The sequence below is a fragment of the Nitratireductor luteus genome (genome assembly GCF_026162365.1).
Classification (GTDB): Bacteria; Pseudomonadota; Alphaproteobacteria; order Rhizobiales; family Rhizobiaceae; genus Chelativorans; species Chelativorans luteus.
The window spans coordinates 334780-349125 of the sequence record NZ_JAOANW010000005.1; the positions used below are offsets into that span (position 1 = coordinate 334780).

General features: G+C 63.5%; 12 protein-coding genes and 1 pseudogene. 7 read left to right on the top strand and 6 right to left on the bottom strand.

Annotation, left to right across the window (positions count from 1 at the left end):
• Positions 1-124: 124 nt before the first annotated feature.
• The gene (locus N1058_RS08595) at positions 125-1327 is read right to left on the bottom strand and encodes a pyridoxal phosphate-dependent aminotransferase (RefSeq protein WP_265517087.1); all 1203 of its coding nucleotides are present in this window, start codon (positions 1325-1327) and stop codon (positions 125-127) included.
• Positions 1328-1519: 192 nt separating this feature from the next.
• On the opposite strand from N1058_RS08595, the gene N1058_RS08600 reads away from it, so the two are divergent.
• The 3 genes from N1058_RS08600 (at position 1520) to N1058_RS08610 (ending at position 4048) form a co-directional block, all read left to right on the top strand.
• Entirely contained in the window at positions 1520-2467 is a 948-nt protein-coding gene (locus N1058_RS08600; protein ID WP_265517088.1) for an EAL domain-containing protein, read from the top strand.
• A gap of 2 nt (positions 2468-2469) precedes the next feature.
• Complete coding sequence (locus tag N1058_RS08605; protein WP_265517089.1) at positions 2470-3333, top strand: EAL domain-containing protein; 864 nt, start codon at positions 2470-2472, stop codon at positions 3331-3333.
• 103 nt (positions 3334-3436) lie between these two features.
• Positions 3437-4048 carry a glutathione S-transferase family protein gene (locus tag N1058_RS08610; protein WP_265517090.1) on the top strand — a complete coding sequence of 204 codons (612 nt, stop codon included), beginning with the start codon at positions 3437-3439 and terminating at the stop codon, positions 4046-4048.
• Between the two features lie 434 nt (positions 4049-4482).
• Here N1058_RS08610 and N1058_RS08615 read toward each other — a convergent pair whose 3' ends face one another.
• Positions 4483-5028 carry a methylated-DNA--[protein]-cysteine S-methyltransferase gene (locus N1058_RS08615; protein ID WP_265517091.1) on the bottom strand — a complete coding sequence of 182 codons (546 nt, stop codon included), beginning with the start codon at positions 5026-5028 and terminating at the stop codon, positions 4483-4485.
• A gap of 320 nt (positions 5029-5348) precedes the next feature.
• Here N1058_RS08615 and N1058_RS24115 point away from each other — a divergent pair.
• The 3 genes and pseudogenes from N1058_RS24115 to N1058_RS08630 all read left to right on the top strand — a co-directional run.
• Positions 5349-5795 (top strand): annotated as a pseudogene (locus tag N1058_RS24115) (transglycosylase SLT domain-containing protein); the annotation flags it as partial.
• A 173-nt stretch (positions 5796-5968) separates the two neighbouring features.
• On the top strand, positions 5969-6979 hold the full coding sequence (locus N1058_RS08625; protein ID WP_265517093.1) for an ATP-binding cassette domain-containing protein: 1011 nt from the start codon (positions 5969-5971) through the stop codon (positions 6977-6979).
• Positions 6976-7785 carry an ABC transporter permease gene (locus N1058_RS08630; RefSeq protein ID WP_265517094.1) on the top strand — a complete coding sequence of 270 codons (810 nt, stop codon included), beginning with the start codon at positions 6976-6978 and terminating at the stop codon, positions 7783-7785. Before N1058_RS08625 ends, N1058_RS08630 begins: the two co-directional genes overlap by 4 nt.
• 48 nt (positions 7786-7833) lie before the next feature.
• Here N1058_RS08630 and N1058_RS08635 read toward each other — a convergent pair whose 3' ends face one another.
• Entirely contained in the window at positions 7834-8280 is a 447-nt protein-coding gene (locus N1058_RS08635) for a cupin domain-containing protein (protein ID WP_265517095.1), read from the bottom strand.
• 64 nt (positions 8281-8344) lie between these two features.
• Positions 8345-8956 carry a cysteine hydrolase family protein gene (locus N1058_RS08640; RefSeq protein WP_265517096.1) on the bottom strand — a complete coding sequence of 204 codons (612 nt, stop codon included), beginning with the start codon at positions 8954-8956 and terminating at the stop codon, positions 8345-8347.
• 138 nt (positions 8957-9094) lie between these two features.
• Here N1058_RS08640 and N1058_RS08645 point away from each other — a divergent pair, with 138 nt between their 5' ends.
• Entirely contained in the window at positions 9095-10084 is a 990-nt protein-coding gene (locus N1058_RS08645; protein ID WP_265517097.1) for a GlxA family transcriptional regulator, read from the top strand.
• 14 nt (positions 10085-10098) lie between these two features.
• Here the strand turns inward: N1058_RS08645 and N1058_RS08650 are convergent, their stop codons facing one another.
• Both N1058_RS08650 and carB read right to left on the bottom strand, forming a co-directional pair.
• Entirely contained in the window at positions 10099-10452 is a 354-nt protein-coding gene (locus N1058_RS08650) for an endonuclease domain-containing protein (RefSeq protein ID WP_265517098.1), read from the bottom strand.
• A gap of 315 nt (positions 10453-10767) precedes the next feature.
• On the bottom strand, positions 10768-14262 hold the full coding sequence (gene carB / locus N1058_RS08655) for a carbamoyl-phosphate synthase large subunit (RefSeq protein WP_265517099.1): 3495 nt from the start codon (positions 14260-14262) through the stop codon (positions 10768-10770).
• Between the last annotated feature and the right edge of the window lie 84 nt (positions 14263-14346).

Consider the following 14346-nt stretch of genomic DNA (forward strand, 5'->3'; position numbering starts at 1 on the left):
AGAACAGGGTGAAGGATTAATACCGGGTGAAAAAAATGCTGCACTGCAGGAGAACGACCGCAGCATCGAGGGCCGTCCTGGAGTCCGGACGGGCCAGGCTCTGAGAGCCTGACCCATTGTCGCATCAGTCGAGTGAAGCCGTGAAGCGCTGGATGCGGCTGCAGGCTTCCTCGAGGAGCGCTTCAGACGTTGCGTAGGAGATGCGGAAATTGGGGCCGAGGCCGAAGGCCGAGCCCTGGACCACGGCGACGCCTTCCGCCTCAAGGAGTTCGGTCACGAAGTCCGCGTCGTTCTCGATTACATTGCCGGACGGGGCCTTCTTGCCGATCGTTCCCTTGCAGGACGGATAGACATAGAACGCGCCTTCGGGAACCGGACAGTCGATGCCGTTCGCCTGGTTGAGCATGGAGACGACGAGGTCGCGCCGGCCCTGGAATATGGCCTTGTTAGTGGCGATGAAGTCCTGCCGGCCGTTGAGCGCCTCGACCGCCGCCCATTGAGCGATGGAGCAGGCGCCGGAGGTCTGCTGACCCTGGATCATATCCATGGCCTTGATGAGTTCGATGGGGCCTGCCGCGTAACCGATGCGCCAACCGGTCATGGCGTAGGCCTTGGAGACGCCGTTCATGGTCAGCGTCCGCTCATAAAGCCGGGGCTCGACTTCCGCGATGGTGCGGAAGGCGAAGTCGCCATAGGTCAGGTGCTCATACATGTCGTCGGTCAGCACCCACACATGCGGGTGCTTGAGAAGCACGTCGGCGAGCGCCCGCAGCTCGGCCTGCGTATAGGCTGCGCCGGAAGGGTTGGAGGGCGAGTTCATCATCAGCCATTTGGTCTTCGGCGTGATGGCCTTTTCCAGTGCATCGGCGGTCAGCCTGAAGCCGTTCTCGATCGAGGTTTCGGCGAAGACCGAAGTGCCGCCGCAAATCGCGACCATCTCGGGATAGCTCACCCAGTAGGGCGCCGGGATGATCACCTCGTCGCCGGCGTTCAACGTCGCCATGAAGGCGTTGAACAGGATCTGCTTGCCGCCGGTGCCGACGATGGTCTGCTTCCAGTCGTAGTCGAGATTGTTCTCGCGCTTGAACTTGGCGGCGATCGCCTCGCGCAGCGGCTGGATGCCCGAAACCGGGGTGTATTTGGTCTCGCCGCGGTTGATCGCGTCGATTGCCGCCTTCTTGATGTTGTCCGGCGTGTCGAAATCCGGTTCCCCGGCGCCAAGCCCGATGACGTCGCGGCCCTGCGCTTTCAGGTCGCGCGCTTTCTGCGCAACGGCAATCGTGGCGGAAGGCTTCACGCGTGAAAGGGCATCGGCAAGGAAAGCCATGGCAGGGTTACTCCTGATAGGATTTTTCGTTTGTCGGTAACCGACCGTCGATCCGACGCCTGTTAATGTCCGATCACGGGCGGAATCGCAAGACCGGGCAAGAGGTCATGCCGCTGAACATATAAATCCAGTGCCTTCCGATTAACGCCAGATAAAGCGTTGGGTGCGAGATTGCGGGCTTCGGATGAACGCTTGCAGGTTTATATTGTGTCACGCGGCGTAGGATTGGCCCAGATTACACGGCAGGACGATGGTGCCGCCATCGGCGTATGGGGCCTCCATACGCTGAGAAGCGCCTTCCAGCCGATTTTCGCCTTTGAAGAAGGGCGGCTGGTCGCGGCGGCCTATGAAGGGCTCCTGCGCCCTTTCCGCGACGGCGCTCCTGTAGGGGCGGGGGCCTTCTTCTCCTCTATACCGGCGGCCGATCGCAATCAGGTGGAAACGCTCGCGCGCGCGCTGCATTTTCTCAATGCGCAGTGCCTGGATGAGACCGCGCTTCTCTTCGTCAATTTCGATCCCAGCCATTTCGACGGGGCGGGGGCGGTCGACGGCGCGCTTGAGGATATCCGGCTTGTGCTCGATGAAGCGGAGATCCAGCCGTCACGCATCATGTGCGAGATCACCGAGCAGAAGCTCCACACCGAAAGCGAGCTCCTGCGTTTTGTCCGCCACCTGCGGGAATTCGGCTACCAGGTTGCCGTGGACGATTATGGCGCGGAGGATTCCGACATGCGCCGTATCCTCGATCTGAAACCGGATGTGGTGAAGTTCGACGGGCTCTGGGTCAACCAGCTGATGGAAACGGAGCCCGGCCGCAGCCTTCTGTTCGAAATGGTTCGCCGGTTCCGGGGGATGGGCATTCGCACGGTGTTCGAGGGAATAGAAGAGGGCTGGCAGCTCGAATTCGCCGAAACGGCCGGCGTGAACATGGTGCAGGGCTTCGTCCTTGCCCGCCCGGAACTGGCGCCGGCGCGGTTCGAACTGTTCCGCCGCGACAGGCCGGACGGACAGGCCGCCGCGACCTCGGCTTCCTCAATGGTCGTTGGCCCAATGCCTGCCGGATCGCCGGCGGAGACACGGGCCGTGCCGCCGCCGCGCCAGCGGCGGCAGAAATATGCATTTGGAAAGCGAGTACATTGAGCATGAGCGCCTCTCATTCCCGTCTTCGGCGCGTTCTCGATGCAACACTCATAGATGAGGTCGGCATCGAAACGGGCCTTTACGGCCGGTTCCACATTCGCACGACCTACCAGCCTATCATGCGCAACGATGGCGAATGGCTGGAGCCCTGCGGGATCGACGGCCAGGCGCGCCCGTTTCGCGAGGGCAGGGCGGTGGGCGCGCGAACCTTTTTCGACGAAGCTCCCGATGAGGACAGGCCTTTCGTCGAAACCCTCTGCCGGTCTTTGCACCTGGGCAACTATATCAATGTGGGCGTTGACGGGCTCGACCTCTACTTCAGCTCCGATCCCTACGAAGAGGGGGATGTCGGCATTCTGGTACGGCAAGTCGAGGCGGCGCTGCGCCAATATGAGGGGATGGGCGTTGAGCCCGGCACGCTGGTCTGCAAGGTCGCCTTCGCCCAGGATACGGGAATATTGCGCGAGCTTGGCACTGAGATGCGCCGGCTGGGCGTGGCGATAGCGGTTGACGATTTCGGGATGACGCAGTCGACGCTGGAGCGGATGAGAGCGCTCGACCCGGAGATCGTGAAGTTCGATGGCGAGTGGTTTCGACGCATTTCCGACGCGGCCACCGCCGTCCGTCTTCTCGCATTGCTGGTCAATGCCTTGCAGCGCGAAGGGCGCAAGGTGCTGATCGAGGGCATCGAGACAAGCCAGCAGCTCCGCGCGGCCCTGGAAACGGGGGCAGACTATCTGCAAGGCTATCTTCTCGGGATGCCCAGCTTCGCCGGTACTCTGTTCGACACGCGCGCGCTTTCCGTAGAGCAGCTTATCATGCCGGAAGGCAATGTCGTGCCGCTGTTCGACCAACGCGGCCGGTGAGGCTCATCTGTCAACGCCGTTGATGGTTTGTTGAAAAACAATTCATTCGCATCGAACCTTCCGTGTCGATACAGCATCGGCTTTGGATTGGAAGGGCAGCACGATGAAACTCTACGGGATGACCGACAGCGGCAACTGCTACAAGCCGCGCCTTGTCATGGCAATGCTCGACATCCCCTACGAGCATGTCGAAACCAGTTCGCGCGACGGGACGACGCGGAGGCCCGACTATCTGGCCAAGAACGCCAATGGCAAGGTGCCGCTGCTCGAACTGGATGACGGGCGCTGCATCGCCGAGTCCAACGCCATCCTGCTGTATCTTGCCGAGGGGACACGGCTGTTACCCGAGGAACGTTACGAGCGGGCGCTTGTCTATCAGTGGCTGTTCTTCGAGCAGTATAGCCACGAACCCCATGTGGCGGTGCGACGCTCCCTGTTGAAATATCCCGAGCGAGCGAAGCTTGCGACGCCAGAGCGCCTTTCCGAAACGCTGGAAGGCGGCAACAGGGCGCTGGATGTCATGGAGCGGCAGCTCGAGCGATCACCATTCCTTGCGGGTGCGGCCATGAGCGTGGCCGACATCTCGCTCTATGCCTATACGCATGACGCGAGCGGGGGCGGATTTGACTTGTCGGCGTTTCCCGCCGTTTCGCGCTGGCTCAAGCAGGTCGAGGACGATCCCGGCTATGTGCCGATGGAGCCGCGTCGAGCCTGATTGCCGCGGTTGCCGGTGCCTTATGCCACTGCGCGTATGGGCTGCGGAGGCGCTTGCCTCTGCGTTCGAAGCGCCCGTCTGTTCTCGAATACGGCGTTCAAGGCGTCCATATCGACATAAAATCTGCGTGTAAGCTCGATCGCGATCTGATCTTCGCTAAGGTCTCTGGCCGCAAGCATGTCGACAATCAGCGTCAATTCCGCCTGTTCCGTGAGGCGCGATTTGATACCGTCTCCGCGGATCGGATGCATTTTTCCCCCTGTCCCTGCCGGTCGGCCGGATAGTCGGCTCGATCGTCAGCAGATATCCCTTGCCGAAAACGCGGCGGAACAACCCGAAAACTGGGAAAACAACTGTCAGTGGCAGCTACTGGAGCGAATCACCTCCACCGATTATGCCTGTCAGGCAAGTGCAATCAAGGGCTTATGCACCGATCAGAAAGCGAAACTTTCCTGGGCAGGGTCGGACGCGGGCGGACGGGCGCGCTCTAGGGCCAGCATCCTTTGCTTGGTAAGAACGCCGCCGGGGGCGGAGAAACCGCCCAGCTTGCCGCCGGCGGCGAGCACGCGGTGGCAGGGGACGATGAGCGGCACGGGATTGCGCCCCATCGCAACGCCGGTTTCACGGCTGGCCGTCGGAAAGCCTGCCCGCGCGGCTAGCCCGCCATAGGTGGTGGTCTCGCCGTAGCGAAGCGCCCGGGCGGCCGTGTAGATGGCCCGGTTGAAGGGCGGCATCTGGCCGAGATCGAGCGGAACTTCCGAGAAATCTTCCCGTTCGCCCTCGAAATAGCGCTGCATTTTCGTGACGATTTGGCCGGCCAGCGCATCAGGCGCCTCCTCGGCCGCGTTCGGCGCCTTCGCGGTGATGCCGCGCCGCGCCTCGTTTTCGCTTGTGGACGGCAGTACGGTTCGAGCGACGCCGGCATCGCTCCAGGCGAGCCCGCACCAGCCGAAGGCGGTTTTGAATATGTGACAGCGCATCTATCTCTCCGAGAATCGAAAAATAACACGGTTCTGCTTCGGAACATAGTATGAACATCTTCCCGACGGGATTGTTATTGATGCGATGTTCCGGCTCATGTATTGAAAGCGCGGGTGGATGGGGTCCCGTAACAATGAGGCGGCAAGCCGTGCCTTCGCGATCTACCCGGATTCTGTTTTTCTCCTTTGCAATGATTGCTGCCGGGCTGGCGCTCGGCGGGTGTGTCGCGCCTGAAGCCGCATCGGTGGCTGCCGACAGAAACAGGGAGCTTGCTGCCAACAGCCTGGTCGCCGAGCAGGAAGCCGAGATCGAGGAAGGTTCCTTCGCCGGCGCCTATGCGGCTGAACCGCCAAAGGCAGCGGCGCTGACAGCCCTGGAAACCGGCGGCACCATAACGCCCGTGGCTGCTGGCAGTGCCGAGCTCGATGCGCTGATTGCCCGCTATGCCGCCTATTATGAAGTGCCTGAAAGGCTGGTGAGGCGGGTCGTGAAGCGAGAGAGCAATTTCAACCCGGCGGCGCGCAACCGCATCTATTGGGGCCTGATGCAGATCCGCCACGATACGGCGCAGACGATGGGCTACCGCGGGCCGGCCAGCGGCCTGCTCGACGCCGAGACCAACCTCAAATACGCCGTCAAATATCTGCGCGGAGCTTACCTGACGGCCGGCGGCAATGAGGACCAGGCGGTGCGGTTTTATGCGAGCGGCTATTACTACGACGCGAAGCGCAGGGGACTGCTGAGGGAGACCGGGCTTAGAAGCTGAACCGAGCCACATTAACTTTCCTGCCCTCCACGTTCGGAGGTGGCAGGAGGGTTCTCTTTACGGGCATTGGCTGCCTTTAAAACAACTGCAGAGTTGTGTATGGCTTCGCGCTGTCGGATCTGACCGGCCCAATTCGTCTTCCAGACGTCGATGCACCATCGGAGGGTTCTGCAATGAATGACGCCACGCCGGTCGGCATGCCCGTCCGCGCCGGAGAAGCAGCGACGCTTGCCATTTCAGTGCGCGGGCTGGTCAAGCATTTCGGCGATGTGAAGGCGGTGGACGGGATCGACCTCGACGTGCCGCGCGGCATGATCTTTGCCGTACTGGGGCCGAATGGCGCCGGCAAGACGACGCTTATCCGCATCCTGGCGACGCTGACCGCGCCGGATGCCGGTTCGGCCACGATCATGGACCATGATCTGGTCAGCGCGCCGCAGGCTGTGCGCGGCGCCATCGCCATGACCGGGCAGTTCGCCTCGCTGGACGAGGATTTGACGGGACGCGAGAACCTGATCATGCTCGCCCGGCTCTGGGGCTTTGCCGGCAGGCGGGCGAAGGACCGCGCCGACGAGCTGCTTGCCGCCTTCGATCTTTCGGATGCGGCCAGGAAGCAGGTCAAATCCTATTCCGGCGGCATGCGGCGGAGGCTCGACATTGCCGCCTCGCTGATCGTGACGCCGGGGGTTCTGTTCCTCGATGAGCCGACCACGGGGCTCGACCCGAAGGCCAGACAGGGCGTGTGGCGGATGATCCGGCAGCTTGCGCATTCGGGCGTCACCATACTGCTGACCACGCAATATCTCGAGGAGGCGGACCAGCTTGCCGCGCGCATCGCCGTCATCGATCACGGACGCAAGATTGCGGAAGGGACCAGCCGCGAATTGAAGTCGGCCATCGGCTCCGGCTTCCTGCATGTGGCGGTGGCCGACCCGGCACGGCTGGACGAGGCGGAGGCGATCCTGGAGATGCGGCTTGGCGGCACGGTGCAGCGCAGCCCGGAGGGCGCGCAGCTTTCCATCGTGGCCGGGTCGCCCAAGGCCGCCAACGAGGCGCTGGCGGCGCTGATCGCGGCCGGGATAGAGCTCGCCGATTTCTCCATGGGCTCGCCCAGCCTCGACGAAGTGTTCTTCGCGCTCACTGGCCAGCCACTGGATGAGGACGAGAAGGAGGACGCGCAGTGAGCACGACCAATATCAGCCCCGCGACGCTCTCCAACATCGCGCGCCCGCCGCAGCCTTCCGCCTTTTCGAACGCGCTGGTGTTCGGCTGGCGGGCGGTGCTGAAGTTCAAGCATGTGCCGGAGCAGCTTTTCGACCTCATCATGACGCCGCTCATGTTCACGCTGCTGTTCACCTTCGTGTTCGGCGGCGCGCTGGCGGGCTCGACGAGCGACTATCTGCAATTCTTCCTGCCGGGCATCCTGGTGCAGACCGTGGTCTTCAATTCGGTCTATTCGGGCATGGGCCTTTCCACGGACCTGTCGAAAGGGCTGTTCGAGCGCTTCCGCTCGCTGCCCATCTGGTCCTTGGCACCCTTTGCCGGGCTGATGGTGGGCGACGTGCTGCGCCACATCATCGCCGGGCTGATCATTCTCGGCGTCGGGCTGGCTCTGGGCTACCGGCCGGAGGCCGGCCTTGTGGGGGTGGTCGCCTCCTTCGCGCTTCTTATCGCTATCGGGTTCGGCGTGGGCTGGATATTCATCGTGCTCGGCCTTTTGATCCGCACGCCGATGACGGTGATGACCATCGGCTTCACCTTCATCTTCCCGCTGGTCTTCGCCTCCAACATCATGGTGCGGCCCGAGACCATGCCGGGCTGGCTTGAGGCCTTCGTCGTGCGCAACCCGGTCTCGCACATGACGACGGCGCTGCGCGGGCTGATGGCCGGCGAGGCGACGAGCGGGCAGGTGCTTCTGGCCCTTGCCGCGCCCGCGCTGCTTACGCTCGTGCTGGCGCCGGTGGTGCTGTGGCTTTACCGGCGTAACTGAACGCTCTTCACCGGGCGCGGCGTGGAACCGCGCCCGGTCGAGTTGTCTCTACTTTTCGGGCTGTGGCACGAGGTCGAAACCGTCGTCCTGATACTGGAAAAGCAGGCAGTCGGTGCCGGCTACGCAGCCGCTGAAATGGTTCAGCTTGCCCGGCAGATCGTAGAACGAGCCTGCCGGATATTCCGTGCGCTTGCCGTCGACGACCGCATAGAACGTGCCCTGCATGACCACGGTCGGGATGGACTGCGTGTGGTAGTGGAACGGATTGTCCTTGCCGGCGGGGAACATGACGAAGGCTTCGTAGGGGCCTTTGCCGGTGAGATCGCCGCGCACATTGGCGTATTTGATGCCGCCGGTTTTGGGAATTTCGATCCAGCTCAGTTCGGAAGCCGGGTAGGATACGATGCCCTCGTTCATGCCGGCATCCTGGGCGGAAGCGGCGGAGGCAAACAGCACTGCTGCAAGCGGTAGGGCGATCCTGGCGAATGTCTTCATCTTGAAACTCCTTTGCGATCAAATGGGTAGGTGCTGAAAAGGCTTGCGGTCGGTCTTGGCGGCCTCAGGCGTGAGGCAGAGCCAGGATTTCGTCGGTGCCGAGCACGTCGGCGAAAGTATCGGCCAGCGTCACGAGGGACGCCTGGTGCAGCGCATCGTGTGAGACCGTCGCGCCGCTCGGGCCGGTGATGTCGCGGGTGGCGCAGGCGTCGTGTGCGACGATGACGTCGTAGCCGAGCGGCACGGCATCCCGCGCGGCGCCTGAAACGCAGGCATGGGTCATCAGGCCGGTTATGATGAGGGTCTTGATGCCCTCGGCTTTCAGTTGCTTGTCGATATCCGTGGTCGGGAAGACGCTGACGGAAGATTTCCGCACCACTTCATGACCCGCCGAGGGGGCGATGTCGGGGTGGAAGCCGACCGTCTCGCCATCCTCCGCGAAGATCGGGGCGCCGGCGGGCGTGACGTGCTGTACATGGTAAACGGGCATGCCGGTCTCGTCCGCCATGGCGATGAGGCGCCTGGCATTGGCGAGCGCCTCTGTGCCGTCGGGGATCGGCATCCTGCCGGTGAAATACTCGTTCTGGAAGTCGATCACCAGCAGCGCTGTGCTTGCGGGGTCTATGCTCCGTGGCGCTGTGGCGCCGGCTATCGTCCTGATCGTGGGGTTACTCATGAGCACTCCTTTCGCGCTGTGTCGATAGATACGTAAACAAGAGGTCTTTGACTATTCATCTTGTAATCACCGGCAGACTGGTTTACCTCGCGCTCTTTCACAAGTGTCCCAAATGACAAAAGGCGATGGGATTGGGCCATGTTGCAGAAGAAAGCTGTGCACCGCGTCGCGGTGGTCGCGTTCGAGGGAATCAGCCCGTTTCACCTGTCGGTGCCCTGTATGGTGTTCGGGGACGATCTGGCCCGGCTCGGCGCGCCGCGCTACGACCTGACGGTGTGCGCGGAACGGCCCGGAAGCATCGCCACGCTTTCGGGGTTCTCGCTCGATGTGCCGAACGATCTGTCGGCGCTGCGGGAGGCGGACACGGTGATCGTTCCCGCCTGGGCCGATCCCGACACGCCACCTTCGCCGGAACTGGTCGATGCCCTCTGCGCGGCGCATGCGCGGGGCGCGCGGATGGTAGGCCTGTGCCTCGGCGCCTTCGTGCTGGCGGAGGCGGGGCTTCTGAACGGCCGCACCGCCTCCACTCATTGGGTCTGGGCCGACGATTTCGCCGCCCGTTTTCCCGCCGTCAGGCTGGATCGCGACGTGCTCTACGTGGACGAGGGGGACATGCTGACATCGGCCGGTACGGCGGCGGCCATCGATTGCTGCCTGCATCTCCTGCGCCGCGACCACGGCGCCGAGATCGCCAACAAGGTGGCGCGCCGCATGGTGGTGGCACCGCACCGCAGCGGCGGCCAAGCGCAGTATATCGAGCAGCCGCTGCCGAAGGCCGAGGGCGGCGATAGGCTGGCGAGCACGCTGGAATGGGCGGCGGCAAACCTGAAGGAACCGCTCTGCCTGGACCTTCTGGCCGAGCGCGCCGCCATGAGCCGTCGCAATTTCTCCCGCCGCTTCCGCAAGGCGACCGGCGTTACCGTGTCGCAATGGATCCTGATGCAGCGCCTGGCGCTGGCGCAGCGGCTTCTGGAAACCACCGACCGCAAAATGGAAGCGGTCGCCGAAGCCGTGGGCTTCGGCTCGGCGGTGACGCTGCGGCAGCAATTCTCGGCGGCATTTTCGGTTTCGCCGATGGCGTATCGGCGGCAGTTTCGGGAGCGGGGTGAGGGGGTAGGCGGTGGGTAAACGGGCCTTGCCGGTTACTTGCCCATCGCTTCGTGCAGGATCGTCAGGCAGAGGCCGTCGATGTTCTTCACCACCTCGTCGTTCCAGAAGCGCAGGGTCTTGAAGCCTTGGGTCTCGAAGTGCCTGTCGCGTTGGAGATCGCGTGTGGATTCCGAGTGCTGGCCGCCATCCACCTCGACGATCAGGCGTGCGTCGAAGCAGACGAAGTCGAGGATGTAGCCGTCGAGCGGGACCTGACGCTTGAACTTCAGGCCTTCGAGTTGCTTGTTGCGCAGCGCCTGCCATAGAAGGTTTTCGGCGAGCGTCGCATCAGCGCGCATGGTGCGGGCGAAGGTGCGGTGGGGCGGCGGGATTGGCTGGCGTGGCATAGCGGTTTATCCCCCTCTCTTGCGATTTCTAACACTTAGCCTCCGCTTCGCTCCAGCTAAGATGTTGAAATCGCTTTCTCCCCCACCAAGGGGGAGATAACACCGGCCGCGTTGTCCCGGCAAACCACCGGCGTCAACGTTTAGCGGCAACATAGATGCCGGCCATATTCTCCCCCTTGGCGGGGGAGAAAGCAATTTCTTGGGTTTGGCGAAGCCAAGCCCCTAGAAATTGCAAGAGAGGGGGCGACTACGTCGAGGTCGGGGAAACGGTGATGGCGTCGGCGCACGAATGGTTGAATCGCACCGCCTAGTGCCTCAAAAATACCCCTGCAGCGGCCGCACTTCCAAGCTCCCCGCCTTCAGCGCCGCAATAGCCTCCGCCACCGCCGCCGCACCCGACATCGTCGTGTAATACGGCACCTTCTGCATCAGCGTCGCGCGCCTTAGTGACTTCGAGTCCGATACCGCCTTCTGCCCGTCCGTCGTGTTAAAGACGAGGTGCACCTGGCGGTTGCGGATGGCGTCTTCTATGTGGGGGCGGCCTTCGAGGACCTTGTTGATCTTTTCGGCCTCGACGCCGTTTTCGCGCAGGAAGCGGGCGGTGCCGGAGGTGGCGAGCACCTTGAAGCCGAGGTCGGCCAGGCGCTTGACGGCAGGCAGGACGCGCGGCTTGTCGTCGTCGCGCACGGCGACGAAGAGTGTGCCGGAGCGGGGCAGGTCGACGCCGGCGCCGAGCTGTGCCTTGGCGAAGGCCAGCGCATAGTCGTAGTCGAGCCCCATCACCTCGCCGGTTGATTTCATCTCGGGGCCGAGCAGCGTGTCGACGCCGGGGAAGCGGGCGAAGGGGAAGACGGCTTCCTTGACGGCGATATGTCCGAGGTCGCGCGCATTGGGCATCGTGCCGTAATGGGCGAAGGCGTCCTCCAGGCTCTCGCCGGCCATGATGCGGGCGGCGATCTTGGCAATGGGGCGGCCGATGGTCTTGGCGACGAATGGCACGGTGCGCGAGGCGCGCGGGTTGACCTCCAGCACATAGACCTCGCCGTCCTTGACGGCGTATTGCACATTCATCAGCCCGCCGACATTGAGCGCGCGGGCAAGGGCCGCCGTCTGGCGCTCCAGTTCGGAGACGAGCGTATCCGAGAGCGAGTGGACCGGCAGGGAGCAGGCGCTGTCGCCGGAATGGATGCCGGCTTCCTCGATATGCTCCATGATGCCGGCAACATAGGTCTCGCGACCATCCGAGAGGCAATCGACATCGACCTCGATCGCCTCGGTCAGGTAGGTGTCGAAAAGCAGCGGGTTCTTCGACAGGAGCGTGTTGATCTGCCCGGTCTTGTCGGCCGGGTATTTCTGGCGGATTTCCTCGGTGACGAGGCCCGGCACGGTGTCGAGCAGGTAGGTCTGGAGCTGGCTCTCGTCATGGACGATCTGCATGGCGCGGCCGCCCAGCACGTAAGAGGGGCGCACGACCAGCGGGAAGCCGAGCTCGGAGGCGATGACGCGGGCCTGCTCGACCGAATAGGCGATGCCGTTCTTCGGCTGCTTGAGGCCGAGCTTGGTCAGGAGCTTCTGGAAGCGGTCGCGGTCCTCGGCAAGGTCGATCATGTCCGGCGCGGTGCCCAGGATCGGGATGCCCGCCCGCTCCAGCGCGTCGGCAAGCTTGAGCGGCGTCTGGCCGCCGAACTGGACGATGACGCCGACGAGGGTGCCCGCCTTCTGCTCGGCGCGCAGGATCTCCAGCACGTCCTCCGGCGTCAGCGGCTCGAAATAGAGGCGGTCGGAGGTGTCGTAGTCGGTGGAGACGGTCTCCGGATTGCAGTTGACCATGATGGATTCGTAACCGGCATCGGCCAGCGCGAAGGCGGCATGGCAACAGCAATAGTCGAACTCGATGCCCTGGCCGATGCGGTTCGGTCCGCCGCCCAGGATGACGACTTTCTTGCGGTCCGAAACGCGCGCCTCGTCGGCCAGCTCGCCGGCGAAGGGGGTCTCGTAGGTGGAATACATATAGGCGGTGGGGGCTGCGAATTCGGCGGCGCAGGTGTCGATGCGCTTGAACACCGGGCGGACGCCGAGGGATTCGCGAATCCTTGCAACCTCTTCCGTCTCTTTTCTCGTAAGGGAGGCGAGGCGGGAATCGGAGAAGCCCATGCCCTTCAGCATGCGCAGATTGGCCGCGTCCTGCGGCAGGCCGTGCTCGCGGATCCGGGCTTCCATGGCGATGATCGCGGCAATCTGCTCCAGGAACCAGGGGTCGATCTGGCACATGGCGTGGACTTCGGCGAGCGAGGTGCCCATGCGGATGGCCTGGGCCACCATGCGAAGCCGGTCGGGCGTCGGCGTACCGAGCGCGGCGCGGATCGCGTTCTTGTTCTCCGACGGGTCGCCGTCGGCGTCGAAGCCGGGGATCTCGATTTCGTCGAGGCCGGTGAGACCGGTTTCCAGCCCGCGCAGCGCCTTCTGCAGGCTTTCGGCGAAAGTGCGGCCGATGGCCATGACCTCGCCGACCGATTTCATGGCGGTGGAAAGCGTGTTGCCGGCGCCCGGGAACTTTTCGAAGGCAAAGCGCGGGATCTTGGTAACGACATAGTCGATGCTGGGTTCGAAAGAGGCGGGCGTGGCGCCGCCGGTGATGTCGTTCTCCAGTTCGTCGAGCGTGTAGCCGACGGCGAGCTTGGCCGCGACCTTGGCGATGGGAAAACCGGTCGCCTTGGAGGCGAGCGCGGAGGAACGCGACACACGCGGGTTCATCTCGATGACGACCAGTCGGCCCGTGTCGGGATTGACGGCGAACTGCACGTTGGAGCCACCGGTCTCCACCCCGATCTCGCGCAGCACGCGAATAGAGGCGTTGCGCATGATCTGGTATTCCTTGTCGGTGAGCGTGAGGGCAGGGGCCACCGTGATCGAATCGCCCGTGTGCACGCCCATCGGATCGACATTCTCGATAGAGCAGATGATGATGCAATTGTCCGCGCGGTCACGGACCACCTCCATCTCGTATTCCTTCCAGCCAAGGACCGATTCCTCGATCAGCACCTCGGTGGTGGGAGAGGCGTCGAGGCCGGACTGCACGATGTCGAAGAATTCGGTGCGGTTGTAGGCGATGCCGCCGCCCGTGCCGCCGAGCGTGAAGGAGGGGCGGATGATGGCCGGCAGGCCGACGAAATCGAGCGCCTGGGCGGCAATGGCCATGGCGTGGTTCATGTAGCGCTGCTTGCGGTCGCCCTCGCCGAGGTTCCAGTCATTTTCCAGCGCGTCCAGCGCCTCGTCGAGCGCGTCGCCCGACAGCTTCGCCTTGAGCTCGTTGCGCTGGGCCTCGTGGTGCTTCCGGTCGGCATTTTTGACTTCCGAGGCGTTGGCCAGCATGGAGCGCGGGGTTTCAAGCCCGATCGCCGCCATCGCCTCGCGGAACAGCGAGCGGTCCTCGGCCTTGTCGATGGCGTCCGGCTGGGCGCCGATCATCTCGACATTGTAGCGCTCCAAAACGCCCATGCGGCGCAGCGAAAGGGCGGTGTTGAGGGCCGTCTGGCCGCCCATGGTCGGCAGCAGCGCATCCGGCCGCTCCTTGGCGATGATCTTGGCGACGACTTCCGGGGTGATCGGCTCGATATAGGTGGCGTCGGCCAGTTCCGGGTCGGTCATGATGGTGGCCGGGTTGGAATTGACCAGGATGACCCGGTAGCCTTCCTCCTTCAGCGCCTTGACGGCCTGGGTACCAGAATAATCGAACTCGCAAGCCTGACCGATGACGATAGGGCCGGCCCCGATGATCAGGATCGACTTGATGTCCGTACGCTTGGGCATGGGAGTTCCGTTCGTGCTGCCGCAGGCCGCCTCGCGCATGAGCGGACGGGCCAAGCGGAAATTGTGAGGCTAGGCGGGCCTTAT

Excerpts from the sequence above, each read along its gene's own strand:
- N1058_RS08635 (WP_265517095.1), bottom strand. The coding sequence starts at position 8,280 with ATGAAGACATTCGCCAGGATCGCCCTACCGCTTGCAGCAGTGCTGTTT.
- carB (WP_265517099.1), bottom strand. The coding sequence starts at position 14,262 with ATGCCCAAGCGTACGGACATCAAGTCGATCCTGATCATCGGGGCCGGC.
- N1058_RS08615 (WP_265517091.1), bottom strand. The coding sequence starts at position 5,028 with ATGCGCTGTCACATATTCAAAACCGCCTTCGGCTGGTGCGGGCTCGCC.
- N1058_RS08640 (WP_265517096.1), bottom strand. The coding sequence starts at position 8,956 with ATGAGTAACCCCACGATCAGGACGATAGCCGGCGCCACAGCGCCACGG.
- N1058_RS08605 (WP_265517089.1), top strand. The coding sequence starts at position 2,470 with ATGAGCGCCTCTCATTCCCGTCTTCGGCGCGTTCTCGATGCAACACTC.
- N1058_RS08595 (WP_265517087.1), bottom strand. The coding sequence starts at position 1,327 with ATGGCTTTCCTTGCCGATGCCCTTTCACGCGTGAAGCCTTCCGCCACG.
- N1058_RS08610 (WP_265517090.1), top strand. The coding sequence starts at position 3,437 with ATGAAACTCTACGGGATGACCGACAGCGGCAACTGCTACAAGCCGCGC.
- N1058_RS08645 (WP_265517097.1), top strand. The coding sequence starts at position 9,095 with ATGTTGCAGAAGAAAGCTGTGCACCGCGTCGCGGTGGTCGCGTTCGAG.
- N1058_RS08625 (WP_265517093.1), top strand. The coding sequence starts at position 5,969 with ATGAATGACGCCACGCCGGTCGGCATGCCCGTCCGCGCCGGAGAAGCA.
- N1058_RS08650 (WP_265517098.1), bottom strand. The coding sequence starts at position 10,452 with ATGCCACGCCAGCCAATCCCGCCGCCCCACCGCACCTTCGCCCGCACC.